The 23,183-nt window shown below is 66.8% G+C and carries 26 protein-coding genes and 4 tRNA genes; 14 read left to right on the plus strand and 16 right to left on the minus strand.

Going from position 1 to position 23,183, the window contains the following annotated elements:
• Positions 1-15: 15 nt before the first annotated feature.
• From IE100_RS07050 to IE100_RS07060, 3 genes are read right to left on the minus strand one after another with little or no spacing between them, the layout of a single operon-like run.
• The gene (locus IE100_RS07050) at positions 16-474 is read right to left on the minus strand and encodes a Smg family protein (RefSeq protein ID WP_189352788.1); all 459 of its coding nucleotides are present in this window, start codon (positions 472-474) and stop codon (positions 16-18) included.
• 18 nt (positions 475-492) lie between these two features.
• On the minus strand, positions 493-1,602 hold the full coding sequence (gene dprA / locus IE100_RS07055; protein ID WP_189373385.1) for a DNA-processing protein DprA: 1,110 nt from the start codon (positions 1,600-1,602) through the stop codon (positions 493-495).
• A complete protein-coding gene (locus IE100_RS07060; RefSeq protein ID WP_189373386.1) occupies positions 1,599-2,615 on the minus strand; it encodes a LysM peptidoglycan-binding domain-containing protein in 1,017 nt (338 codons plus the stop codon). The genes dprA and IE100_RS07060 overlap by 4 nt, the downstream gene beginning before the upstream one ends.
• 114 nt (positions 2,616-2,729) lie before the next feature.
• On the opposite strand from IE100_RS07060, the gene def reads away from it, so the two are divergent.
• From def to IE100_RS07100, 8 genes are all read left to right on the plus strand, one after another.
• Positions 2,730-3,233: a peptide deformylase gene (gene def, locus IE100_RS07065; protein ID WP_189373387.1), complete on the plus strand. Its 504-nt coding sequence runs from the start codon at positions 2,730-2,732 to the stop codon at positions 3,231-3,233.
• Between the two features lie 73 nt (positions 3,234-3,306).
• Entirely contained in the window at positions 3,307-4,227 is a 921-nt protein-coding gene (fmt, locus tag IE100_RS07070) for a methionyl-tRNA formyltransferase (protein WP_189373388.1), read from the plus strand.
• 57 nt (positions 4,228-4,284) lie between these two features.
• A complete protein-coding gene (htpX, locus tag IE100_RS07075) occupies positions 4,285-5,139 on the plus strand; it encodes a zinc metalloprotease HtpX (RefSeq protein WP_189373389.1) in 855 nt (284 codons plus the stop codon).
• An 84-nt stretch (positions 5,140-5,223) separates the two neighbouring features.
• Positions 5,224-6,471, plus strand: a complete 1,248-nt coding sequence (gene rsmB / locus IE100_RS07080; RefSeq protein WP_189373390.1) for a 16S rRNA (cytosine(967)-C(5))-methyltransferase RsmB — start codon at positions 5,224-5,226, stop codon at positions 6,469-6,471.
• Complete coding sequence (locus IE100_RS07085) at positions 6,434-7,045, plus strand: DUF4390 domain-containing protein (protein ID WP_189373391.1); 612 nt, start codon at positions 6,434-6,436, stop codon at positions 7,043-7,045. The genes rsmB and IE100_RS07085 overlap by 38 nt, the downstream gene beginning before the upstream one ends.
• Positions 7,045-9,156 carry a sensor histidine kinase gene (locus tag IE100_RS07090; protein ID WP_189373392.1) on the plus strand — a complete coding sequence of 704 codons (2,112 nt, stop codon included), beginning with the start codon at positions 7,045-7,047 and terminating at the stop codon, positions 9,154-9,156. Before IE100_RS07085 ends, IE100_RS07090 begins: the two co-directional genes overlap by 1 nt.
• Positions 9,156-10,424, plus strand: coding sequence for a sigma-54-dependent transcriptional regulator (locus IE100_RS07095; protein ID WP_047966614.1), 1,269 nt, complete (start codon positions 9,156-9,158; stop codon positions 10,422-10,424). Before IE100_RS07090 ends, IE100_RS07095 begins: the two co-directional genes overlap by 1 nt.
• Positions 10,425-10,476: 52 nt before the next feature.
• Positions 10,477-11,241, plus strand: a complete 765-nt coding sequence (locus IE100_RS07100) for a HesA/MoeB/ThiF family protein (RefSeq protein ID WP_189373393.1) — start codon at positions 10,477-10,479, stop codon at positions 11,239-11,241.
• Positions 11,242-11,304: 63 nt separating this feature from the next.
• Here IE100_RS07100 and IE100_RS07105 read toward each other — a convergent pair whose 3' ends face one another.
• From IE100_RS07105 to IE100_RS07125, 5 genes are all read right to left on the minus strand, one after another.
• Positions 11,305-11,796 (minus strand): peroxiredoxin family protein, encoded by a 492-nt coding sequence (locus IE100_RS07105; RefSeq protein ID WP_189373394.1) that lies wholly within the window; start codon positions 11,794-11,796, stop codon positions 11,305-11,307.
• A 34-nt stretch (positions 11,797-11,830) separates the two neighbouring features.
• Positions 11,831-12,241: an acyl-CoA thioesterase gene (locus IE100_RS07110; protein ID WP_189373395.1), complete on the minus strand. Its 411-nt coding sequence runs from the start codon at positions 12,239-12,241 to the stop codon at positions 11,831-11,833.
• Positions 12,242-12,330: 89 nt separating this feature from the next.
• Complete coding sequence (locus tag IE100_RS07115) at positions 12,331-12,693, minus strand: VacJ (protein WP_189373396.1); 363 nt, start codon at positions 12,691-12,693, stop codon at positions 12,331-12,333.
• A 13-nt stretch (positions 12,694-12,706) separates the two neighbouring features.
• The gene (locus IE100_RS07120; protein WP_189373397.1) at positions 12,707-13,546 is read right to left on the minus strand and encodes an energy transducer TonB; all 840 of its coding nucleotides are present in this window, start codon (positions 13,544-13,546) and stop codon (positions 12,707-12,709) included.
• 50 nt (positions 13,547-13,596) lie between these two features.
• Positions 13,597-14,061: a Dps family protein gene (locus tag IE100_RS07125; protein ID WP_189373398.1), complete on the minus strand. Its 465-nt coding sequence runs from the start codon at positions 14,059-14,061 to the stop codon at positions 13,597-13,599.
• Positions 14,062-14,137: 76 nt separating this feature from the next.
• Between IE100_RS07125 and IE100_RS07130 the strand changes: the two genes are divergently transcribed.
• Entirely contained in the window at positions 14,138-14,440 is a 303-nt protein-coding gene (locus tag IE100_RS07130; RefSeq protein ID WP_189373399.1) for a DUF167 domain-containing protein, read from the plus strand.
• Here the strand turns inward: IE100_RS07130 and IE100_RS07135 are convergent.
• Complete coding sequence (locus tag IE100_RS07135; RefSeq protein WP_189373400.1) at positions 14,426-14,866, minus strand: FxsA family protein; 441 nt, start codon at positions 14,864-14,866, stop codon at positions 14,426-14,428. The two genes, IE100_RS07130 and IE100_RS07135, sit on opposite strands and share 15 nt — an antisense overlap.
• A gap of 15 nt (positions 14,867-14,881) precedes the next feature.
• Here IE100_RS07135 and cutA point away from each other — a divergent pair, with 15 nt between their 5' ends.
• The 4 genes from cutA (at position 14,882) to IE100_RS07155 (ending at position 15,583) form a co-directional block, all read left to right on the plus strand.
• Positions 14,882-15,205 (plus strand): divalent-cation tolerance protein CutA, encoded by a 324-nt coding sequence (gene cutA / locus IE100_RS07140; RefSeq protein WP_047966605.1) that lies wholly within the window; start codon positions 14,882-14,884, stop codon positions 15,203-15,205.
• 122 nt (positions 15,206-15,327) lie between these two features.
• Positions 15,328-15,403, plus strand: a tRNA-Lys gene (locus IE100_RS07145).
• Between the two features lie 13 nt (positions 15,404-15,416).
• A tRNA-Lys gene (locus tag IE100_RS07150) sits at positions 15,417-15,492 on the plus strand.
• Positions 15,493-15,507: 15 nt separating this feature from the next.
• Positions 15,508-15,583 (plus strand) — tRNA-Lys (locus IE100_RS07155).
• Positions 15,584-15,717: 134 nt separating this feature from the next.
• On the opposite strand, the gene IE100_RS07160 is transcribed toward IE100_RS07155, so the two are convergent.
• The 4 genes from IE100_RS07160 to wrbA form a co-directional block, all read right to left on the minus strand.
• On the minus strand, positions 15,718-16,779 hold the full coding sequence (locus IE100_RS07160; protein ID WP_189373401.1) for an HD-GYP domain-containing protein: 1,062 nt from the start codon (positions 16,777-16,779) through the stop codon (positions 15,718-15,720).
• 142 nt (positions 16,780-16,921) lie between these two features.
• Positions 16,922-18,817, minus strand: coding sequence for a sensor domain-containing diguanylate cyclase (locus IE100_RS07165; RefSeq protein WP_189373402.1), 1,896 nt, complete (start codon positions 18,815-18,817; stop codon positions 16,922-16,924).
• Positions 18,818-19,027: 210 nt separating this feature from the next.
• Positions 19,028-19,999, minus strand: coding sequence for a TerC family protein (locus tag IE100_RS07170; protein ID WP_189373403.1), 972 nt, complete (start codon positions 19,997-19,999; stop codon positions 19,028-19,030).
• A gap of 262 nt (positions 20,000-20,261) precedes the next feature.
• Positions 20,262-20,855 carry an NAD(P)H:quinone oxidoreductase gene (gene wrbA / locus IE100_RS07175; protein ID WP_189373404.1) on the minus strand — a complete coding sequence of 198 codons (594 nt, stop codon included), beginning with the start codon at positions 20,853-20,855 and terminating at the stop codon, positions 20,262-20,264.
• Positions 20,856-20,899: 44 nt separating this feature from the next.
• On the opposite strand from wrbA, the gene IE100_RS07180 reads away from it, so the two are divergent.
• Positions 20,900-22,126, plus strand: coding sequence for a YihY family inner membrane protein (locus IE100_RS07180; RefSeq protein ID WP_229800268.1), 1,227 nt, complete (start codon positions 20,900-20,902; stop codon positions 22,124-22,126).
• Here IE100_RS07180 and IE100_RS07185 read toward each other — a convergent pair.
• From IE100_RS07185 to IE100_RS07190, 3 genes are all read right to left on the minus strand, one after another.
• Positions 22,057-22,917 carry a DUF3025 domain-containing protein gene (locus IE100_RS07185; RefSeq protein WP_189373405.1) on the minus strand — a complete coding sequence of 287 codons (861 nt, stop codon included), beginning with the start codon at positions 22,915-22,917 and terminating at the stop codon, positions 22,057-22,059. The genes IE100_RS07180 and IE100_RS07185 overlap by 70 nt on opposite strands.
• A gap of 7 nt (positions 22,918-22,924) precedes the next feature.
• Positions 22,925-23,050, minus strand: a complete 126-nt coding sequence (locus tag IE100_RS16505; RefSeq protein WP_268245115.1) for a hypothetical protein — start codon at positions 23,048-23,050, stop codon at positions 22,925-22,927.
• Positions 23,051-23,107: 57 nt separating this feature from the next.
• Positions 23,108-23,182, minus strand: a tRNA-Arg gene (locus IE100_RS07190).
• Position 23,183: the final 1 nt, after the last annotated feature.

Genomic DNA, 23,183 nt, shown 5'->3' on the forward strand with positions numbered 1-23,183 from the left:
GCGCGCAGCCGGGGCTTACTGCATCGTGGGTTCGCCGTGCAGCGCGCACAGCAGGTCTTCGCCGAGCAGGATCGGTAGTTCCGCGCCTTGCGCCCACAGCACCATCAGTGCCGCCAGCTTGGCGCTGGGCAGGGAGATCTCGTCGTCCGGCATCGCCAGCAGGCGGTCGATCAGCATTTCGCGCTGCGCCGGTGACAGCGCGCCGTTGGCTTCCAGGAACAGGATCAGGCCGCGGATCTCGCCGCTGAGGCGGGCGTTTTCTTCCGCGCTGAAGCAGCGGAAACCGCTGCCGGCATCGGCGCCGTCGTAGCTGCCGTCGTTGAGCTGGTTCAGGCCGTCCAGCCAGTCCAGTGCGTCGCTGATTTCCTCGTTTTCAAAGCCGGCCGCCGCCAGCTGGCGACCGAGGTCGTCACGTTCCGGGCAGGCTGCAGGGTCGTTGAATTCTTCGAGAAGATAGGCGAGAACATCAAACATCGTTATTTAATCATCGGGTTAGGTGGGACGGCTTGGCGCCGGTGATCGGCGCTGGTAGCGCCCGCCGTCCAGACTTTCGATGTGTCCGGCCAGCTCAAGCTCAAGAAGCATCGCGTAAAGCTCCCCTGCCGTCAACTTGAGTCGTGCCGCCAGGGTGTCGCTGTCGACCGGGTCGTAGCCGATGGCGGCCAGCAAGGGGTGGGCGGCGGCGTCGCCGGCGGCGGGCGTGGCCGCGGCGGCGGTGACGGCGGCGGAAGGCAGGCGGCCGATCTCGTCCAGCACGTCGTCGGCGCTCTCCACCAGCCGGGCGCCGTCCCGGATCAGGCGGTGGCAGCCGCGCGCCTGCGGGTTGTGGATGGAGCCGGGGATGGCCATCACGTCGCGGCCGGCTTCCAGCGCCAGCCGCGCGGTGATCAGCGAGCCGCTCTGTGGCGCGGCCTCGACCACCAGGCAGCCGCGGGCAAGGCCGGCGATGATGCGGTTGCGCTGCGGGAAGTGGCCGGCCAGCGGCGGGGTGCCGAGCGCGAACTCGGACAGGATCAGGCCGTGGCCGGCGATGCGGTGTGCCAGCTCGCGGTTGCGCGCCGGATAGACGCGGTCGATGCCGGTGCCGATCACGGCGATGGTGCTGGCCGCCTCGGGCAGCGCGCCCTCGTGCGCGGCGGCGTCGATGCCGCCGGCCAGGCCGCTGACGATGCTGTAGCCGTGTGCGGCCAACCTTTGGGCAAAGGTGCGGGCGTTGTCCGCGCCCTGCGGCGTGGCGTGGCGGCTGCCGACCACCGCCAGCATCGGCTGCGCGAGCAGGGCGCGCCGGCCGCGGGCGAACAGCAGCGGCGGGGCGCTGCCGGCCTCGGCCAGCTGGCAGGGGTAGTCGTCGTCGTTGAGCGTCAGCAGGTGGCAGTCCGCGCCTTCTGCCCACCGCAGCGCGGCGTCGGCGGCGCGGGCGCCGTCACCGGCGTCCAGTGCCGCCAGCGTCTTGCCGTCGAGGATGTCGCGCAGCTGGCCGTGGCCGGCACGGAGTACATGGCCGGCATCGCCGAAGCGCTGCAGCAGCTGCAGGAAGCGTTGCGGGCCGATGCCGGGGGTCAGCGCCAGCGTGGTCCAGTCGAGCAGGGAGTGCGGGCTCACGGTTGTGCGATGCGGTCCTTGACCAAGATAGGCTGGGTGGCGTCCAGCACCAGCGCGTAGGACGCCTTGTTGAACACGCGGAACACGATCAGGCGGCCGACTTTCTCGCTGGGCAGGGTCACCTGCTGCTTCTTGTCGACGCTGATCTGGCGCGGTGCGCGGTAGATGCCGAACACGTGGCCGACCTCGACGCCGTCGCGCGCGCCGCGGTTGATCAGCACGTTGAACTGCTGGCCGATCTCGTTGACGCCGGCGTAGCTGGTGACGATGCGGCCTTCCAGCTCCGGTGGCGGCTCGTGCGGGGTGTAGTTGAGCAGCGGCGCGGGCAGGCTCTTCAGCAGGTGGTCGCCGACCAGCACTTCTTCCGCGATCTTGCGCACGCTGAGGGTGGACACCTCGTCCAGCTTGTCGACCATCAGGTCGCCGCCGTAGGTGGCCTCATGGCCGAGCACCTCGCCGCTGTCCGGGTCGGTGATGGTGCGCCCCAGGCGGTAGGCCTGCCACAAGCCGCCGGCGTCCAGCCCCTGGCTGTAGGCGCGGTCGGTGGTGGACAGGATCACGCGGTTGTCGGGGCCGGCGATGATCTTCGGCGACCGCAGGTAGCTGGCCTCGTCCTCGATCAGCAGCGGGCGCTTGAGGAAGGGGTCGATGATCTTGGCCGGGATGGTGGGAATGGCGCCATCCAGCTGCTCGGCGCGCACCCGCGGCGACAGCTTGACCACGCGCAGCGCGCTGCTGTCGAGGCGCAGCCGCGGCTTGCCGTCGACCATCTCCAGGTACAGCACGTTGCCGGGGTAGATCCAGTGCGGGTTTTTCACCTCGTCGCGGTTCATGTTCCACAGCTGCGGCCATTTCCACGGCGCGGTCAGGTAGCGGCCGGAGATGTCCCACAGCGTGTCGCCGCGTTTGACCACGTAGCGTTGCGGCGCATCCGGCCGCAGTTGCAGGGTGTCGGCAAATGCGGCGGCGGACAGGCCCAGCGCGAGGATGAGCGGTATAATAGGTTTAAACATCGATGAATGACCCCACCTGACCGGCACTGGCTCAGTAATTTATAGTGAAACCGGATGCTGGCAACATTATCGTTGCCTGTCACGGCATCCTACAACTGGAATAACGGTTTGATTATGGCACTGCTCAACATCCTGCATTATCCCGACCCGCGTCTGCACAAGGTTGCGCGGCCGGTAACCAGCTTCGACAGCGCGCTGCAGCAGCAGATCGACAATATGTTCGAAACCATGTACGAGGCCAAGGGCATCGGCCTCGCGGCGACGCAGGTGGACTTCCACCAGCGCCTGATCGTGATCGATATCTCCGAGGACCGCAACGAGCCGCGCGTGTTCATCAACCCGGAGTTCCTGCAAAAGGACGGCGAGACGGTGTACGAGGAGGGCTGCCTGTCGGTGCCCGGCATCTACGACAAGGTGACCCGCGCCGAGCACGTGAAGGTGCGCGCGCAGGACGCCAGGGGCGAGTTCTTCGAGCTGGAAACCGGTGGCCTGCTGGCGATCTGCCTGCAGCACGAGGTGGACCACCTCGACGGCAAGGTGTTCGTCGAATACCTGTCCGACCTGAAACAGAACCGCATCCGTACCAAGCTGAAAAAGCGCGAGAAGCACACCCTGTAAGCGTGCGGCCAACCTTGGCCGCAGCCTGATGCGGGGCACGCCAGTCGTGCCCCGTTGCATTTGAGGATTCCCGATGAAACTGATTTTTGCCGGCACCCCGGTATTCGCCGCCGCCGCCTTGCAGGCGCTGATTGACGCCGGTCACGACATCGCGCTGGTGCTGACGCAGCCGGACCGTCCGGCCGGGCGCGGCATGAAGCTGAAGCCCAGCCCGGTGAAGGAACTGGCGCTCAAGCACGGCCTGCGCGTGGAGCAGCCGCTGACGCTGAAGACGCCGGAAGCGCAGGCGCTGGTGGCTGAAGTGGGGGCCGACGCGATGGTGGTGGCCGCCTACGGCCTGCTGCTGCCCAAGGCGGTGCTGGACATGCCGGCGCGCGGCTGCCTGAACATCCACGCCTCGCTGCTGCCGCGCTGGCGCGGTGCGGCGCCGATCCAGCGCGCCATCCTGGCCGGCGACGCGGAAACCGGCATCACCATCATGCAGATGGACGTCGGCCTCGATACCGGCGACATGCTGAGCGTCCACCCGCTGACTATCGCGGCCGACGACTCCGCCGCCAGCCTGCACGACAAGCTGGCCGCGCTCGGCGCCGACGCCATCGTCAGCACCCTGGCGCGGCTGGACGCCTGCGTGGCCCAGAAACAGCCGGAAGAGGGCGTCACCTACGCCGCCAAGCTGAGCAAGGACGAGGCGCGCATCGACTGGACGCAGCCGGCGGAAGACATCGCCCGCGCCATCCGCGCCTACAACCCGGCGCCGGGCGCGCACACGCTCTTGGGCGGCGAGGCGCTGAAGCTGTGGCAGGCGCACGCCGTCGCCGGCACGGCGCCGGCCGGCGAGGTGCTGCGCGCCGACGCCGATGGCGTGGTGGTCGGCACCGGTAACGGCCTGCTGGTGCTGACCCAGCTGCAGGCCGCCGGTGGCAAAAGGTTGGCCGCACGCGAGTTTGTCGCCGGTCGCAGTGCGCTGGCGGGAACCCTGCTCGGGGCTTGATATTCCAATGCCCATGGCCCCATATCGGGAGCATGGCTTTGTACAAAGGAGGACGCGATGGGCTTTAACTGGCTGAAAACCACCATCCTGATGGCGGCGATCGTGGCGCTGTTCGGCATGATCGGCGGCATGATCGGCGGCCAGAGCGGCATGCTGCTGGCGCTCTTGTTCGGCGGCGCGATGAACGTGTTTGCCTACTGGAACTCCGACAAAATGGTGTTGCGCATGTACAACGCGCAGGAGGTCGACGCCCGCACCGCGCCGGAGCTGTACAACATGGTGGCCGAGCTGGCGCAGCGCGCGCAGATGCCTATGCCGCGGGTGTACGTGATCCACGAGGAGCAGCCGAACGCGTTCGCCACCGGCCGCAATCCGGAGCACGCGGCGGTGGCGGCCACTACCGGCATCATGCGCATGCTGGACTACCGCGAGCTGCGCGGCGTGATGGCGCACGAGCTGGCCCACGTCAAGCACCGCGACACGCTGATCTCCACCATCAGCGCCACCATGGCCGGTGCCATCTCGGCGCTGGCCAACTTCGCGATGTTCTTCGGCGGTCGCGACGAGGAAGGGCGGCCGGCCAACCCAATCGCCAGCATCGCGGTGGCGCTGCTGGCGCCCTTGGCGGCCAGCCTGATCCAGATGGCGATCTCGCGCGCGCGCGAATTCGAGGCCGACCGCGGCGGCGCCGAGATCAGCGGCGACCCGCTGGCGCTGGCCAGCGCGCTGCAGAAGATCGAGTACTACGCGCAGGGCCGCATCATGCCGGCGGCCGAGGCACATCCGGAAACGGCGCAGATGATGATCATCAACCCGTTGTCCGGCGGCGGCCTCAGCAGCCTGTTCCGCACCCACCCGCACACCGAGGAGCGCATCGCCCGCCTCAATCAGATAGCGCGCAACGGTCGCTGACCGGTATCATTGCACCATTATTTAAAACGGCCACCGTTCCCTGTGCGAACGGTGGCCGGTTTCATTGGAAAGAACCAGACTGACATGCATCGAATCCAGGAGTTGGCCGCGGGCATCATCGCGCGTGTAGAAGAAGGGCGTACCCTGACCGAGGCGCTGGGCAATATCCAGCGCAGCGAGACCCTGACGCCCGGCGAGCGCGGCGCGCTGCAGGACATCGCCTACGGCAGCCTGCGCAATCTCGGCCAGTTGCGCTTCATCCTGCGGGCGCTGGTGCCCAAGCCGCTGCCGGCGGTGGATGTCGAGCGCCTGCTGCTGGTGGCGCTGTACCAGCTGATCCACACCCGTGCCGCGCCGTACGCGGTGGTCGACCAGGCGGTGACGCTGGCGCAGGACCTGGCCGCCGGCCGCCTCAAGGGGCTGGTCAACGGCGTGCTGCGCAACTTCCTGCGCAACAAGGAGCAGCTGCTGGCCGATGCCCAGGCCGACAACGAGGCGCGCTACAACCACCCGCGCTGGTGGGTGCAGAAGGTGCGCGCCGCCTATCCGACGCGCTGGACCGACATCCTGGAAAAGAGCAACCGCCATCCGCCGATGACGCTGCGCATCAACCGCCGCCACGGCACCGCCGCCGGCTACGTCGAGGCGCTACAGGCGTCCGGTCGCGGCGCCAAGGCGCTCGGCGACTACGCGGTGAAGCTGGATGCGCCGTGCAATGTGCGCGACCTGCCGGGTTTTGCCGAAGGCTGCGTGTCGGTGCAGGACTTCGGCGCGCAGCAGGCGGCGCTGCGGCTGGATATCGCCGACGGCATGCGGGTGCTGGACGCCTGCGCCGCCCCCGGCGGCAAGAGCGGCCATTTGCTGGAGTTGGCCGATATTCAGCTCACCGCGCTGGACATCGACGCGACGCGGCTGGAGCGGGTGGCCGAGAACCTGGCGCGCCTGCAGCTGACGGCAACGTTGGCCGCAGCCGACGCCGCCAAGCCGGACAGCTGGTGGGACGGCGTGCCGTTCGACCGCATCCTCGCCGACGTGCCGTGCTCGGCCAGCGGCGTGGTGCGCCGCAATCCGGACATCAAGTGGCTGCGCCGGCCGGAAGACTTCGCCGCGCTGGGCCAGCAACAGGCGGCGATGGTGGACGCGCTGTGGCCGCTGCTGGCCAAGGGCGGCAAGATGCTGTACGCCACCTGCTCGATCATGCCGGAAGAGAACCAGCAACAGCTGGACGCCTTCCTGCAGCGTCATCCGGATGCACGCCTGGCCGGCTCCGAACAACTCTTGCCTTCGGCAGACCATGACGGCTTCTACTACGCGCTGCTGGAAAAAGCTTAAGCAACAGCTGCTGCTGCTCGCCAGCCTGCTGCTGCTGGCGCAGGCCGGGCTGTGCCACGCCGCCGACGGCATCGTGGCGCAGCGGCTGCAGCTGGAGGCGCAGGACGGCGCGCTCAGCGTCGCCAGCCGTTACCGCATCACGCTGCCCGCGCAACTGCAGCAGGCGCTGCAGCAGGGCGTGCCGCTGACCTTCCGCCTGACCTTCGAGCTGACGCGACCGCGCAGCTCGGCCTACTGGCAGCAGCTGTCGCGCTGGTTCGAGCCGACCGCCAGCCTCAGCTTCAAGCTGAGCCACTACGGCCTCACCGGGCGCTACCGCGTCACCATCGGCGGCCTGTCCAAGAACTACACCTCGCTCGACGAGGCGCTGGCCGCGGTCGGCAGCATCGCCGGCTGGAAGGTGATGGACATCGCCGACTGGTCGCCGGCCGAACAGCAGCAGCTGCGCGGCCGCCTGCGGCTGGCGCTGGACCTCGGCCAGCTGCCGCGCCCGTTCCAGCTTAACGCACTGGGCGCCGACGACTGGGCGATGGATTCCGGCTGGAACGGCATCGCCCCGTCCGGAGGCAACTGATGCGCTACCCCGTCATCGCCACCGCCTTCGGCTTCGTGCTGCTGTACCTGCTGGCGATTTCCACCGGCAACACCTCCAAGCTGGCCGAGTACTACTGGTGGGTGTTCGGCCTCAACGCCTTCGGCCTGGCCGGCCTGCTGGCGGTGGTGGCACGGCAGATGCTGCGCCTGCGCCGGCGGGTGAAAAGCCGCGAGTTCGGCGCCAAACTGACGCAGAAGCTGGTGGTGATGTTCACCCTGATCGCGCTGCTGCCGGGCATGCTGGTGTTCACCGTTTCCGCGCAGTTCCTGACGCGCAGTATCGAGAGCTGGTTCAACGTCGAGGTGGAAAACGCGCTCGACCGCGGCCTGGAGCTGGGGCGCAACGCGCTCGGCTTCGTGCTGTCCGATCTGGGCCGCAAGTCGCGGCTGGTGGCGCGCGACATCGCCGACTACGGCGAGCACAGCCTCAGCAGCCAGCTGCTGCGCATGCGCGAGCAGCTGGGGGTGCAGGAGATCGCGGTCTACAACCAGCAGGGGCGGCTGCTGAGCTTTGCCGGGCCGGACGACGTGCGCTACCTGCCGCGGGCGCCGGATCCGGATGTGCTGCGCAGCCTGCGCCAGCGCAAGAGCCACGAGATCATCGACAGCGCGCCCGACGGCACGCTGGAGCTGAAGGTGCTGCTGTCCTACCGCAGCTACGTCAACGACCAGACCCAGATCATCCAGATCATCCAGCCGGCGCCGGTGGACATCGCCCGCGACGCCGAGCTGATCGAGGACGCGCGCGCCGAGTACCGGCAGCTGGTGCTGTCGCGCGACGGCCTGAAAACCTTCTACATGCTGACGCTGGCGCTGGTGTTCCTGCTGGCGCTGACCGCGGCGCTGGCGTTCGCGCTGTTCATCTCCGAGCGCCTGTCGGCGCCGCTGTCGGAGCTGGCCGCCGGTACCCGCGCGGTGGCGCAGGGAGACTTCTCCAAGCGCCATCCGGTGTATCGCAAGGACGAGCTGGGCATCCTCACCACCATGTTCAACCGAATGACGCAGCAGCTGGACGAGGCGCGGCTGACCGCCGACGAGAGCCGGCGCCAGCTGGAGTCCGGCAAGCTGTACCTGGAGAGCATCCTCGCCAACCTGTCGACCGGGGTGATTGCCTTCGACTACAACTGGCAGCTGCGTGCGGCCAACACCAGTGCCTCGCGCATTCTCGGCGTCGACTTCGGCGAGCTGTCCGGCCACGAGCTGCAGGTGTGGCCGGTGCTGCGTCCGGAGCTGTCGCCGCTGGTGGAGACCATCCTGCGCGAGGCGGCGACCACCAATCCGCACGACTGGCAGCAGCAGATCGACTACCTCGGTGCGCAGGGGCCGCGCCAGCTGGTGGCGCGCGGTGCCATCCTGCCGGAGCAACCGGCCACCGGCTACGTGGTGGTGTTCGACGACATCACCGAGCTGGGCCGCGCGCAGCGCGACGCGGCGTGGGGCGAGGTGGCGAAACGGCTGGCGCACGAGATCCGCAACCCGCTGACGCCGATCCAGCTGTCGGCGGAGCGGCTGGTGATGAAGCTGGCCGACAAGCTGCAGCCGTCGGACGCCGAGATGCTGAAGCGCGCCACCGATACCATCATCAAGCAGGTGACCGCGCTCAAGGGCATGGTCGACGCCTTCCGCGATTATGCGCGGGCGCCGAAGATCAAACTGGTCAAACTGGAGCTGAATACGCTGCTGCGCGAGGTGCTGGTCCTGTACGAAAGTAACCCCGCGCTGAAGGTGGATTTAAGCCTGCAACCCTTGCCAGTCATGGGGGACGCGGCTTTGCTGCGCCAGGTGCTGCACAATCTTTTGCAGAACGCACAAGATGCAATCCTTGACGCTGACATCCCGATGATTCAAATTAGCACCCGACTAGAAGGAAGGAACGTGCTCGTCTGCGTAGAGGACAACGGTGTTGGCTTCAGTCCGGACATCCTTCCCCGTGCGTTTGAGCCTTATGTAACCAACAAGGCCAAGGGGACAGGACTGGGACTGGCCGTGGTGAAAAAGATAGTGGAGGAACACCATGGACAGATCACCCTTGCCAATGCACAGAGCGGCGGTGCGCGCATCCTTCTCACCCTGCCCTTGCTGGAGGCTTAATGCGAAGCAGCGATATTCTGATTGTTGATGACGAGATCGGTATCCGGGAGCTTCTCTCGGAGATTTTGCAGGACGAAGGCTATACCGTCGCGCTGGCTGAAAATGCCGAAGTGGCTCGTCAATTGCGCAACCAGACCCGACCGGCGCTGGTGCTGCTGGATATCTGGATGCCGGATTGTGACGGCGTCACCCTGCTCAAGGAGTGGGCCAAGTCCGGACAACTGAACATGCCGGTGGTGATGATGTCCGGTCACGCCAGCATCGACACCGCCGTCGAGGCCACGCGCATCGGCGCCTTCGATTTCCTCGAAAAACCGATCGCCCTGCAGAAACTGCTGACCACGGTGCAGCGTGCGCTGAAATACGGCGACATGCAGGCCAATACCTCGCTCAACCTCGACAAGATGGGCAAGAGCGAAACCGTGCAGGAGCTGAAGAAACAGCTGGAACGGGTATCGAAACTGAAGTCACCGGTGCTGCTGACCGGCGAATCCGGCGCCGGCTTCGAGCTGGTGGCGCGCTTTTTCCACCAGGGCAATACGCCGTGGGTGACCCCGGCCAAGGTGGAGCAGCTGGCCGACGCGCCGCTGGAATTGCTGCAAAAGGCCAATAACGGCGTGCTGTTCCTGCCGGAAATCGGCCAGTACAGCCGCCGCACGCAGCAGGGCCTGCTGTTCCTGCTGTCCAAGCTGGACCGCTTCAACGTGCGGCTGATCTGTTCCTGCAGCCGACCGCTGCAGGAGCTGCTGGTCGATCCGGAGTGCGACAACCGCATGCTGACCGCGCTGTCCAGCGTGATCGTGCCGATTCCGGCGCTGCGCGAGCACCCGGAAGACATCACCTCGATCGCCGAGCAGATCCTGCACGAGCTGGTGGAGTCGAAGCAGGTGCCCAGCCGCAAGCTGACCACCGCGGCGCTGAACGCGCTGCGCCAGTACGACTGGCCGGGCAATCTGGAGCAGTTGCGCAGCATCATCAAGAGCCTGGCGCTGACCGCCGAATCCGGCGAGCTGGACGCGCCGGAAGTGAACAAGGTGCTGGCGCAGTTCCGCCACGACAAGCCGGCGGAAGAAACCGGTTTCGACTTCAGCCTGCCGCTGCGCGAACTGCGCGAGCAGCTGGAGCGGCGCTATTTCGAGTACCACATCGTGCTGGAAAACGGCAATATGAGCCGGGTGGCGCAAAAGGTCGGCCTGGAGCGCACCCACCTTTACCGCAAGCTGAAGCAGCTGGGTGTCAAGTTCAGCCGCAAGGGTGCGGAAGAATAAAACCTGAATCAAGATCAAGGGAGATGGCCGCGTTTGCGGCCATTTTTGCATCATGACGCAAGAACTGAACGACGCAGCCCTGCTGCGCTACAGCCGGCACATCCTGCTGCCGGAAATCGACATCGAGGGCCAGCAGCGGCTGCTGGCCGCCAGGGTGCTGGTGGTCGGCACCGGCGGTCTCGGCGCGCCGGCGCTGCTGTACCTGGCCAGTGCCGGTGTGGGGCAGCTGACGCTGGTCGACGACGACACGGTGGAGCTGACCAATCTGCAGCGGCAGATCATCCACGACATGGGCACGCTGGGGCAGCAAAAGGTGGTGTCGGCGGCGGCAAGGTTGGCCGCCATCAATCCGGACGTGCAGTTGCGCTTGCTGGCCGAGCGCCTGCAGGGCGACAGGCTGGCTGCCGAGGTGGCGGCGCACGACCTGGTGCTGGACTGCTCCGACAACTTCGCCACCCGTCACGCGATTAACCGCGCCTGCGTGGCGGCCGGGGTGCCGCTGGTGTCCGGCGCCGCGGTGCGCTTTAGCGGCCAGCTGGCGGTGTACGACACGCGCGACGACGCGTCGCCGTGCTATCACTGCCTGTTCCCGGACGAGGGCGAAGCCAGCGACGGACCGTGCGCCACCTTCGGCGTGCTGGCGCCGCTGGTCGGCGTGATCGGCAGCCTGCAGGCGGTGGAGGCGATCAAGCTGCTGGCCGGGCGCCGTCCGGCGCTGGGGCAGCTGACGCTGTACGACGCGCTGGACGGCAGCTTCCGCCAGCTGAAGGTGCCGCGCGATCCGGACTGCCCGGTATGCGGCCAACGTTGCCACTGACGGAGGCATGAAAAAAGCCGTTGCCATCCTTCGATGGCAACGGCTTTTTTGCGGGCTGCGCGATCAGGCCTTCAGGTTCTGCTCGATCAGCTGGTGCAGTTCGGTGAAGTCCGGCTCGCCGACGTAGCGCTTGATGATGTTGCCCTGCTTGTCGATCAGCACCGAGGTCGGGGTCAGCTGCACCTCGCCGAACGCCTTGGCGATGCTGCCGCTGCTGTCCAGCGTCACGAAGAAGGGCAGCGCGGTGTCCTTGACGTAGGTCTGCACGTAGTTGGGCGGGTCGTAGCTCATCGCCACGGCCACGGTTTCGTAGCCCTGCGGCGCGTACTTCTCGTGGGTGGCGCGCAGTTTCGGCATCTCGGCCATGCAGCCGCTGCAGCTGGTGGCCCAGAAATTGACCAGCACTACCTTGCCTTTCAGGCTGTCGGTGCTGGCGGTCTGGCCCGACAGGTTTGTGTAGTGGACTTGCGGCGCCTGCGGCTTGTTGAGCAGCGCGAGGTAGGCGACGATGGCGAGTACGGCGATGCCGACCAGGGCCAGTATCCATTTTTTCATGACTGAGTCTGTCCTGTTGCGAAGGCGGTGAGGATCAGGCTTGGTGTTGCAGCCCGGTCAGAAGTTCCCGCAGTTTACCCTCGATCGCCACCGCCTTGTTCTGCTTGCCGTCAAACGCGACGAAGGTGACGTCGGCCTCGGCCACCACCGTGTCGCTGCCGGCCAGCTTCACGCACTGGTGGATCACCGCGCTGCGGTTGCCGACCGACTTGACCGCGGTTTCGATCACCAGTTGGTCGTTCATGGTCGCCGGGTAGCGGTAGTCGATGTTGATGTTGACCACGATCAGCGCGATGCCGGAGCTGAGGAAGGCCGGCAGGTCGGCGCACTCCTCGAAGAAGGTCCAGCGCGCCTCTTCCAGGAACTCCAGGTAGCGCGCGTTATTGACGTGGCCGTACAGGTCGAGGTGGTAGCCGCGAACCTTGATGCCGGTGCTGTGAGTCATGATTTCCCCTTCGTGTGGAAAAGCCGTTGCCGGCAAGGTGGTGTCAGCTTGTTGTTGCCGTGCCGGCGGTGAGCGCCCGGCGCCGGGGTTTACTGACTACCGAGATCGAACGGCTGGAACGCCTCGCGCGCCAGCGGGGTGCTGACCAGGTCGGTCAGCACCGGATGAATGTCGATGTCGAACCAGTCCATGAACAGCGCCGCGCTGAGCGTCGGCGGCCACAGCGTGTCGTCCTCGCACCAGTCGGCCAGCTCGGCGCTGAACAGCGCGTGGTAGTGCTCGGCGAGGAAGTCGGCGGGGTCGACGTCGTCGACGTGCGGGATCAGCAGCGCGTTGCCGTTGCGGCGCAGCTCGTCCAAGGCCACGGCCGGGGCGCCGGGCAGGCTGGCCAGCCAGTCGGCGAACGGCTGACGCGGTTTCAGAATGACGACGCTGCGATTGACTTCAAACATGGTGGATCCTGTATCAATTGGCGGAGAGCTGGTTGGCGGTGGTGAAGCTCCATTTGCGCACCACCTCCAGGCTGCGGAACTCTGCGGCCAACGTTGGCGGGAACGGGGCGTAGGGGGCGGCCATGCGCACGATGTCCTGCGCGGCCTGGTCCAGCACCGGATGGCCGGAGCTGCGCAGCAGGCGCACGTCCTGCAGCGCACCGTCGGCGCGGATCACCACCGTCAGCTCCAGGCTGCCGTACAGGTTCTGCGCCCGCGCTTCTGCCGGGTAGTTGCGTTTGCCGATGCGTTCGATCTTCAGGCGCCAGTCTTCGACGTAGCGTGCCCAGCTGACCCCGGTGGCGTTGACGCCGAACACCGCCTTGGCCTTGTCCTGCGCTTCGCCGCCGGCGGCATTGGCGCTGCTGCCCAGCTGCCGCGCCTGGCTCAGCCAGTCCTGGGCGCTGCGTGGCGCGGGCGCAGGGGGGGGCGGTGGCGTGGTGTAGCCGGACTGTTCGCGGCTGAGTACGGCGGTGGACTCGGCCTTGGGGGCGGCCGGCGCCGGTGTGGCCCTGGTGCTGGCGGCGGCCGTGGCAGCGGCGAGCGTTGCCGGAGCAGGCTTGGCGGCCGGAGTGGCGCTGCCGGCCTGGCTGTCGTGCTGCGCCAGCTGCGTGGCCAGCGGCGGCGGGGTGCTCGCCGGCGGGGTCGCCAGCAGCGAGACTTGCAGCGCCGCCGGCTGCCATGACGGAATGCGTGGCAGGCCGTGCCGGCCGAGGGCGAGCAGCAGCAGTAAATGCAGCGCCAGCGACACCAGGATCGCGGCATGAATGAGCGATTTGTCCGGTGGCGCTGGCGTAGGTGTGAAACGTGTCATGGTGAGCGTGCGGTTACACTTTGCGGCAGTGTATCACGCGCGCCGCGGCCTCAGCTTTCCAGCAGGCTGCGCAGCATCCACGCCGTCTTTTCATGCACTTGCAGGCGCTGGGTCAGCAGGTCGGCGGTCGGCTCGTCGTTGGCCGGCTCGGCTACCGGGAACAGCGAACGCGCGGTGCGGCAGACCGTCTCGTGCGCCTGCACCAGTTCGCGGATCATGTCCTGCGCCTTGGGCACGCCCTGGCTTTCGGTGATCGAGGTCAGGCGCGCGTAGTCGCCGTAGCTGCCGGGGGCGATGTGGCCCAGCGCGCGGATGCGCTCGGCGATCTGGTCGACGGCCAGCGCCAGTTCGTTGTACTGCTGTTCGAACATCAGGTGCAGCGTCTGGAACATCGGCCCGGTGACGTTCCAGTGGAAATAGTGGGTCTTCAGATACAGGGTGTAGGTGTCGGCCAGCAGTTTCGACAGGCCTTCGGCAATGCGGGTACGATCCTGTTCGCTGATTCCAATATCCATGGTGATCTCCTGTGTTTATGGGTGTCGTTGTGGTCTACGCCCGATCTACAATAGCCTTTTTGAGGTGGGGCAGGCCATGAACCCCTGGTTAACTTCGCAGCCGGACGGAATCCGGCTGACTTTGCACCTGCAGCCCGGCGCGCGCAAGACGGCGCTGGCCGGCGAACACGGCGACGCGCTGAAGATCAGGTTGGCCGCACCGCCGGTGGAGGGCAAGGCCAATGCCGCGCTATTGCTGTGGCTGGCGCAGGCGCTGGCAGTGTCCAAGTCGTCGGTGACGCTGCTCAGCGGCGAGCGCAACCGTCACAAGATCGTCGCCATCCGCGGCATCGACGCCGCCACCGCACTGGCCCGGCTGCAGGCCTTAATGCAGCCGTGATTTTGGATCGACGGTCTTGTCCACGCGCTGGTATTCGCCTTCGATGATGTCGCCGCCGGCGCTGCCGTCCGCAGCGGGCGGAGGCGACGGCGGTACCATGTTCGCTAGCGTCGGGCCGCGCCACGGCAGCATCAGCAGCAGGGCCAGCACGTCGCTGATCAGACCGGGAATGGCGAACAGCAGGCCGGCCAGCATCACGCGCAGCGGCCACAGCAGGGCGAGCAGCGACACCTGGCCCTGTTTCAGCACCGAACCGATGGTCAGCAGGCTGGCCAGCTTGCTGTTGCGCATCATCGCCACGCCGAGCAGCACGGTGAACAGCAGCCAGGCGATGGTCCAGCCGCCGCCGATGGCGTCGGCCAGCGAGACCAGCGAGAAGATCTCGGCAAACGGGTACAGCAACAATACGATCAGAAACGCACGCATAAAACAGGTATCCAGATGGAAGTGATCATGGTGCTGTGCAATGTGCCGGATGCGGCACTGGCACAACAAATAGCGGAGACGCTGGTCGGCGAGCAACTCGCCGCCTGCGTCAATATCATGGCGCCGTGCCGCTCAGTGTATCGCTGGCAGGGCAAGCTGGAAAACGCCAGCGAGGTGCCGTTGCAGATCAAGACCACCGCGGCGGCCTATCCGGCGCTGCAGGCGCGCTTGCTGCAGCTGCATCCCTACGAGGTGCCGGAGATCGTCGCGCTGCCGCTGGCGGCCGGACTACCGGCTTATCTGACATGGGTGGCCGCGGAAGTTCTTTCAAGCCCTTGACGCAAAAATTGTTTTTGCGTGTGTTTTGCGACGGAATATTGGCGGATAGCACAAATTTCAAATTATCGGCCAAGAAAATCTTGACGCGAAAAATCGGCTTCGGTATAGTTTCGTTCTCTCGGGGGTCGTTAGCTCAGTTGGTAGAGCAGCGGACTTTTAATCCGTTTGTCGCAGGTTCGAATCCCGCACGACCCACCACCGAGACCCTGATGGGTCGTTAGCTCAGTTGGTAGAGCAGCGGACTTTTAATCCGTTTGTCGCAGGTTCGAATCCCGCACGACCCACCATCAGGACCCTCACGGGGGTCGTTAGCTCAGTTGGTAGAGCAGCGGACTTTTAATCCGTTTGTCGCAGGTTCGAATCCCGCACGACCCACCAAGAATACAGACAGCAAGCCCGGTCATCCGACCGGGCTTTTTGTTTTCCGGCCGTGCGCTTGCCGGCAAGCGTGCTCCTGCCGTCCTCCCCCTCTTTTTCAGCCTGTTGCCGCCCGGCAAGGCAATGGGCCAGCATCAGCCCTGCTGGCTGTCGATCCGGCACTGCCACAGCCTGGCCAGCGCCGGCAGGTGACGCGCTTCGACCGTCATCTGCGCCGGGCTGGCGATGCGGCTGGCTGTCGGCACGATGCTGGCGTCGCGGCCGATGCGGACGGTCAGCGGCGTGGTGATGTCGTCGCCGTGCTGCACCACGATGGCGGTGTCGCCCTGCTCCAGCTTGACGAAGCTGCCCGGCGGATACAGGCCGACCTCCTTGATCAGGCAGTCGACCAGCTTGGCGTCGGCCAGGGTGTCGCGTTGCTGGAACAGCTGCACCATCGCGCTCTTGGGCAGCTGCGAGCGGCGGTAGTGGCGGGGGTGCAGCCGCGCCATGGCGACATCGGCGACCTGCAGCAGGTGGGCGCCGGGGCTGATCTTGCCGCGGCCAAGGCCGAAGGGATAACCCTTGCCGTTCCACTTCTCGTGGTGTTCCAGCACGGCCAGATGCCAGATCTCGTCGTCGATGCCGACCTCACGCAGCATCGCGGAGCTGGCCAGCGGGTGCAGGCGCAGCTGCTTGGCCTGCAGCGAGGACAGCGCCTCGGCCTGGTGGCTGAGCTGCTGCTGCAGGGTGACCATCGCGATATTCATGGTCAGCGCGGCGCAGACCAGCGATTCGCTCTCGGCCTCGGCCAGTGCCAGCCGCTGCGCCAGCCGCGCCACCAGCAGCGCGACGTGCACGGCGTGGGCGTGCGCGTAGTGGGGGTAGGGCAGCAGCAGGCCGGCGGCCAGCGTGGCTGCCGGAGCGTGATTGGCCAGCCGGCGCAGGCTGCCGGCCAGCGTGCGCAGTTGTTGCTCGCTGTCGTCGTGGTCGAGCAGGCGGGTGGTCAGCCACGCCAGCTTGGCATAGGCCCACGGCAGCGCCAGGAACGGGTCCTGTTCGTGCGATGGCGGGCACGCCGGTTGCGGGTCGTGGAAGTGACTGCGCGCGATTTGCTGGAGAGGCTGTTTTTCTGTTGGCGTGAGCCAGAACTCCAGATCGCCGCTCTGGGTCAGGCGATTGCGAACGTAGAGGGAATCTGGCAGGTAGTGCAGCATGACAACGGCTCCGGCGGTGCTGGATCCGGCGTGGCCGGCGGATGCTGGCTGCATCGGTGGTCGGGCCGGATCGTGTGGTGCCTGCGATTATGCGCAGAAGCGCAAGTGGCGGCTAGAGGCGCGACGGCTTTCGCCGCCGCGGCTATGCGGTGCCGTCGCCGTGAAAGGCAAAGCCGTTCTTGCCGGCGCGCTTGGCCTGGTACATCGCCTGGTCGGCGGCGTTGAGCAGGGTATTGGCGCTGCTGTCGTGGCCGCCGTCGTAGAGGGCGATGCCGATGCTGCTGGACAGGGTGACCGCCACGCCTGCGATGCTGCGGATGGTGGCGATCTGCTGCAGCAGCTTGCCGGCCACCAGCGCGCTGTCCTGCTGCGGCTGCACCAGGTTTTCCAGGATGACGGTGAACTCGTCGCCGGCCAGGCGGGCGGCGCTGTCGGTCTCGCGCACCGCGCCGCGTAGTTCGCGGGCGAAGCGCTGCAGCGCCATGTCGCCGAAGTCGTGGCCGTGGTGGTCGTTCAGCGCCTTGAAGCCGTCGAGGTCGAGAAACAGCAGCGCCATGCTGTTGCCGCTGCGGCGGCTGCGGGCCATCGCCTCGCGCAGGTGCTGCATCAGCGCGCGGCGGTTGGGCAGGCCGGTCAGCGAGTCGTGGTAGGCCTCGAATTGCAGCTGGTCCTGCAGCTGCTTGCGTTCGGTGATGTCCACGCCCAGCACGTAGAAGCCCTGCTGTTGCCGCTGCGGGTTGTAGTGCGGGATCAGGGTGATGTGCACCCAGATCTTGCCGTGCAGGCTGGGCATCTGCACCTCGTATTCGCTCTGCTCGCCGCGCAGCACCTTGTCGAAGTGCGGCTGTGCCACCGCGTACACCTCGCTGCTGACGACCTCGGACACCAGGGTGCCGGTGATGGCCTCCGCCTTCCAGCCGAACCATTTCTCGTAGCCGAGGTTGACAAAGCGGTAGCGCAGCCCGGTATCGATGTAGGCGATGATGGCCGGCACATTGTCGGTGATCATCTTGATGCGGGCGCGGCTGTCGAGGATCTCGGCCTCGTCGGCCTTGCGTTGCGAGATGTCGTGCAGGAAGGCGTTGATCAGTATCCGTCCCTGGCTGTGGATCGCGCTCAGCGTCAGCTCGATCGGAAAGGTGCTGCCGTCCTTGCGGCAGGCGCTGACCTCGACGCGCTGTCCCAGCATCCGCGGCTGGCCGGTGCGCACGAAGCGGCACAGGCCGGCGTGGTGGGCGGCGCGCATCGGCGGCGGGATGATCAGCTCGGCCAGCGGCCGGCCGGCGGCTTCTTCCCGCGTCCAGCCGAAGGTGGTTTCCGCGGCGCGGTTCCAGCCGAGCACCAGCCCCTGCTCGTCGATCTCGATGAAGGCGTCGGTGGTGTTTTCCAGCGTGGCGTGGAAGTGTTCCTTCTCCGCCAGCAGCGCGCTCTCGTAGGTGCTGCGTTGCGCGATTTCCTGCTGCAGCTGCGCCAGCGTGCTCTCCAGTTGCTGCGTGCGCTGCTGCACGCGCTGCCCCAGTTCGGTTTGCAGCTGCTGCAAGTCCTGCGCCGCTTCCAGTCCCCACAGATACTGCTCCACCATGCAGGCCAGGTCCTGCAGCGTCTGTCGCTCGCTGTCGTCGAGCTGCCGCGGCTGGTCGTCGATCAGGCACAGCGTGCCCAGCGCGTGGCCCGCGCTGGAGAAGATCGGCTGCCCGGCGTAGAACACGATGTGCGGGGCCGCCGTCACCAGCGGGTTGTCGGCAAAGCGCGGATCAAGGCGGGCATCGGCGACCAGCAGCGGCTGTTGTTGCAGGATGGCGTGGCCGCAGAAGGAGATGTCGCGCGCGGTCTCGCTGACCTCCAGCCCGGCGCGCGACTTGAACCACTGCCGGCGGGCGTCGACCAGGGTCACCAGCGCGGTCTTGACCCGGAACACGCGCTGCGCCAGCCGGGTGAGGCGGTCCAGCTCGGCGGCGGGCGGCGTGTCCAGCACGCCCAGGCGCAGCAGGGCGGCCAGGCGGTCGTGCTCGTTGTCGGGCAATCGGGGCGTGTGCATGTCGGGCTCTGGCGCGGGCAAGGGGTCACGGGTTCGGGCGGTGTTCACATCCTTTGTAGGATGTCGGCATCATTTTTGCGAACAATGTTCGCTTTGCCGCAGTAAATCATACGCGAGAGCCGGCCTGCCGCGGACGGGGAATGGGCGGTGGTGGCGGGAAAAGCCTGCGGCCAACCTTGTGGTGCAAGGTTGGCCGCAGTCCGCGCCGGGTCAGGCGGCTTTTTTCGGGAACAGCAGCGAGGCGATCACCGAGCCGATGATGACCACGAACACCACCGCCAGCGACACCACCACCGGGATATGCAGGAACTCCAGTATCAGCAGCTTCACGCCGATGAAGGACAGCACGATGGCGAGGCCGTAACGCAGCAGGTGGAAGCGGTCGGCGACGTCGGCCAGCAGGAAGAACATCGCGCGCAGGCCGAGGATGGCGAAGATGTTGGAGGTCAGCACGATGAACGGGTCCATGGTCACCGCGAAGATGGCCGGGATGCTGTCCACCGCGAACACCACGTCGGACAGCTCCACCATCATCAGCACCAGGAACATCGGCGTGGCGTAGCGCAGGCCGTTCTTCACCACGAAGAAGGCTTCGCCGTGGTAGTCGTCGGTGATGCGGATGTGGCGGCGCAGGAAGCGCAGCAGCGCGTTATTGGTCAGGTCTTCCTTTTCCTCCTTTTCCGGCAGCATCATCTTCAGGCCGGTAAACAGCAGGAAGGCGCCGAACACGTACAGGATCCAGCTGAATTCCTTTACCAGCGCCGCGCCCAGGAACACCATCACCGTGCGCAGCACGATGGCGCCGAACACGCCGTACAGCAGCACGCGGCGCTGGTACTCCACCGGCACCTTGAAGAAGCCGAAGATCAGCAGGAACACGAAGATGTTGTCCACCGCCAGCGATTTTTCGATCACGTAGCCGGTGAAGTATTCCAGGGTTTTCTGGTTGGCGACGGCGGGACCGTAGGCCGGATCATTGGCCAGATACCACCACAGCCAGCCGCCGAAGCTGCAGGCGACGCCGACCCAGATCGCCGACCAGATGCCGGCTTCCTTGATCGACACCTTGTGGGCGCCGCCCTGCTTCAGCGCCAGCATGTCGACGGCGATCATGAGCAGTACGGCCACGAAAAAGACGGCGTAAAAGAAAGGCGATCCGATCGAGGGGAGGGCCTGTTCCATGGTGTTGATGACTCCTTGTGTGTAGAAAATGTCAGGCACGCGTTGACCCCGGACGCCATGCGGCGGGCGGGGCGCGGCCATTTGTTGTGGGCGCGGCCGGCGGGCTTGCCGGCGATTGCGCGTCGGTTTGACCGGAGGCGGGGGCGCGCGGTTCCGTTACGGGTGCGGCTTGCCGGGAAAGGCGGCAGGGGAAGGAGTCGTGGAGAAAGGTGTGGGTCGCCCAAGGTTGGCCGCAACGCTTGCGGCCAACCTTGACCTGCGCTCAGGCGGCCAGCTTGCGCGCGGCCTCGGCCAGGCGGCGGCCCTGGGCGATGGCGAGCTGCTTCTCGTCCTCGCTCAGCGTCACGCTGTTGTCGTGGCCGGCGACATGGCTGGCGCCGTAGGGCGTGCCGCCCGTGCGGGTGTGGCTCAGCGCCGGCTCGGTGAAGGGCAGGCCCAGCAGCAGCATGCCGTGGTGCAGCAGCGGGATCATCATCGACAGCAGCGTCGACTCCTGGCCGCCGTGCTGGGTGCTGCTGCTGGTGAACACGCAGGCCGGCTTGCCGGCGAGCGTGCCCTGCATCCATTCCGGCGCGGTGCCGTCGAGGAAGTACTTCATCGCCGCCGCCATGTTGCCGAAGCGCGTCGGGCTGCCCAGCGCCAGGCCGGCGCAGTCCTGCAGGTCCTGTTTCTCGACATAGGGCGCGCCGCTGTCCGGCACCGCCGGCGCGGTGGCCTCGCACACGGTGGAGACCTTGGGCACGGTGCGCAGCCGCGCGCGGCAGCCGTCGACGCTGTCGATGCCGCGGGCGATCATGCGGGCCAGCTCGCGGGTGGCGCCGTGCTGGCTGTAGTACAAGACCAGAATGTCGTGCATGAAGATTCCTATGGGTTAACATTGGCGAATTGCTGGATTCTAGCGTGTTTGATCGGATGATCGTGTCGTTTGCCTCTCTCCCTCTTGTCGGTTTTGCCCGTTTCGTCGCCGCGCGGCTGGCGCAGCAGCGCGTGCTGCAGGTGGCCGGCAGCCTGACCTTTACCACCCTGCTGGCGCTGGTGCCGCTGCTGACCATCGCGCTGACGGTGATGTCGGCGTTCCCGGTGTTCGGCGACTACAGCACCCGCTTCAAGGTGATGCTGCTGTCCACGCTGGTGCCGGAATTCGCCGGCAAGGTGATTACCGTCTACATGCGCCAGTTCGCCGACAACGCCGAAAAGCTCACCGCCGCCGGCATCGTGATGCTGGGCGCCACCTCGCTGATGCTGATGGCCACGGTGGAGCGCACCTTCAACAGCATCTGGGGCGTGCGCCGCTCGCGGCCGTGGCTGCAGCAGAGCATGGTGTACTGGACGGTGCTGACGCTGGGGCCGCTGGCGCTGGGCGGCGGCCTGCTCGGCTGGCGCGTGCTGTTCAAGTACACCCACATCGAGCGCTACTCCGCGCTGCTGGACGAGGCGCTGCAGTTCGGCGGCGGCCTGCTGCTGGCGACGCTGATGCTGGCGCTGCTGTTCCGCATCGTGCCCAACCGCTACGTGCCGCGCCGCCACGCGCTGCTCGGCGCGCTGTGCACCGCGCTGATGCTGGAGGTGACCAAGCTGATCTTCGGCTTCTACATCGGCGAGATCGCCAGCTACCAGCTGGTGTACGGCGCCTTCGCCAGCCTGCCGGTGCTGCTGTTGTGGCTGTTCTGCCTGTGGCTGGTGGTGCTGACCGGCGCGGTGCTGACCGCGTCGCTGTCGTACTGGGAGGGGCGCGCCTGGCAGCGGCGCAACGAGTCGCGGCGCCGTTTCCTCGACGCGGTGGAGCTGCTGGTGCTGCTGGACCAGGCGCAGGGCGAAGGCCGCGCGCTGCGGCCGGAGGCGCTGCGACAGCAGGTGCTGGTCGGCTACGACGAGCTGGGCCACGTGCTGGACCGCCTCGCCGCCGCCGGCTACGTGCAGTGCGGCCAGCGCGAGACCTGGGTGCTGACCCGGCGCGCGGAGGCGATCGCGCTGGCCGACCTGTTCCGCCTGTTCGTGTACCGGCCGGAACTGCGCGAGTGCGACGACGACATCGCCGCCGCGCTGGCCGAGGTGTTTCAGCCGATGATGGGCGAGCTGGAGGCGATCACCGTGGCCGATTTCGCGCGCCGCGTCGGGCGGAAATAGGCGGTATCGTCGTAGAACGCCGCGTCGCGGTTGGCGTCCCACCAGCCGGGGATGCCCAGCAGCGGCAGCGGCAGCAGTTCGCGCGGGCTGGCGGCAAAGCCGTCGTCGCCCGCCAGCCGTGCCGCCAGCATCCGGTCCAGCGTGTCCACCTGTGCCGCGCCATCCAGCCGGAAGAACGCCTCTTCCACCGGCAGCAGCAAGGCCTTGCCGCACCAGCCGATGTGCATCGCCAGCCCCTGTTCCAGTAGCGCGTGGCCGATGACGTGGGCGCCGATGCGGGTGCCCCACGCCGCGCGCTGCTCGACAAACAGGGTCCGCCACTGCATGTCGTGCAAGGCTTGCGCCAGCGCCGGGTCGCAGTACGGCACGATCACGCCGCTCTCGTCCAGCAGCGTGCCGGCGTCGCGACGCGGGCCGCGACGGAACTCGTCGCCGTTGATGGCGGCCACCTGGCGCGCGTTCATCGCCAGCTTGCTGCGCGGCCAGCTCAGCCAGCACAGCGCGTTGAACCAGTCGTGCCAGTTGTCGCCGCGCGTCGGCACCTCGCCGGTGCTGCCGATGTGCATCTCGTAGTACAGCTCGGGGTCGGCATCGCGCAGGAAGCGCTGCCGCGGCGGCAAGGGTTGGCCGCAGGCGCGCGCGTGTTCGATCAGGCGGTCAAAGTCGGCCTGTTGCGGCCAACCTTGGCACGCGGCGGCGTCGCGCCAGCGCGCGATGCTGTCGTACAGCGGGTGCTCTGGCCAGGGGCCGAACGCGGTCGGCAGGTGGGCGAGGGTGGTGCGGGCCTGCATCGCCGGCTTACTGCGGCTGGCTGGCGCTGTGGCCGGCGTCGCTTGGTGCCTGCGGGCGGGTGAAGTGGTTGATGGCGGTGGCCAGGATGATGCCGATGACGATCAGCAGGCCGAGGCGTTGCAGCAGGTTCATGGGAAAGCTTCCGTAATAAGCAAAACGCTACCGGTGACGGTAGCGTTGGTGGTGAGATGGTATCCCCGACAGGAATCGAACCTGTAACTGCCCCTTAGGAGGGGGCTGTTATATCCATTTAACTACGGAGACG

The organism is Vogesella alkaliphila, assembly GCF_014652475.1.
GTDB lineage: Bacteria > Pseudomonadota > Gammaproteobacteria > Burkholderiales > Chromobacteriaceae > Vogesella > Vogesella alkaliphila.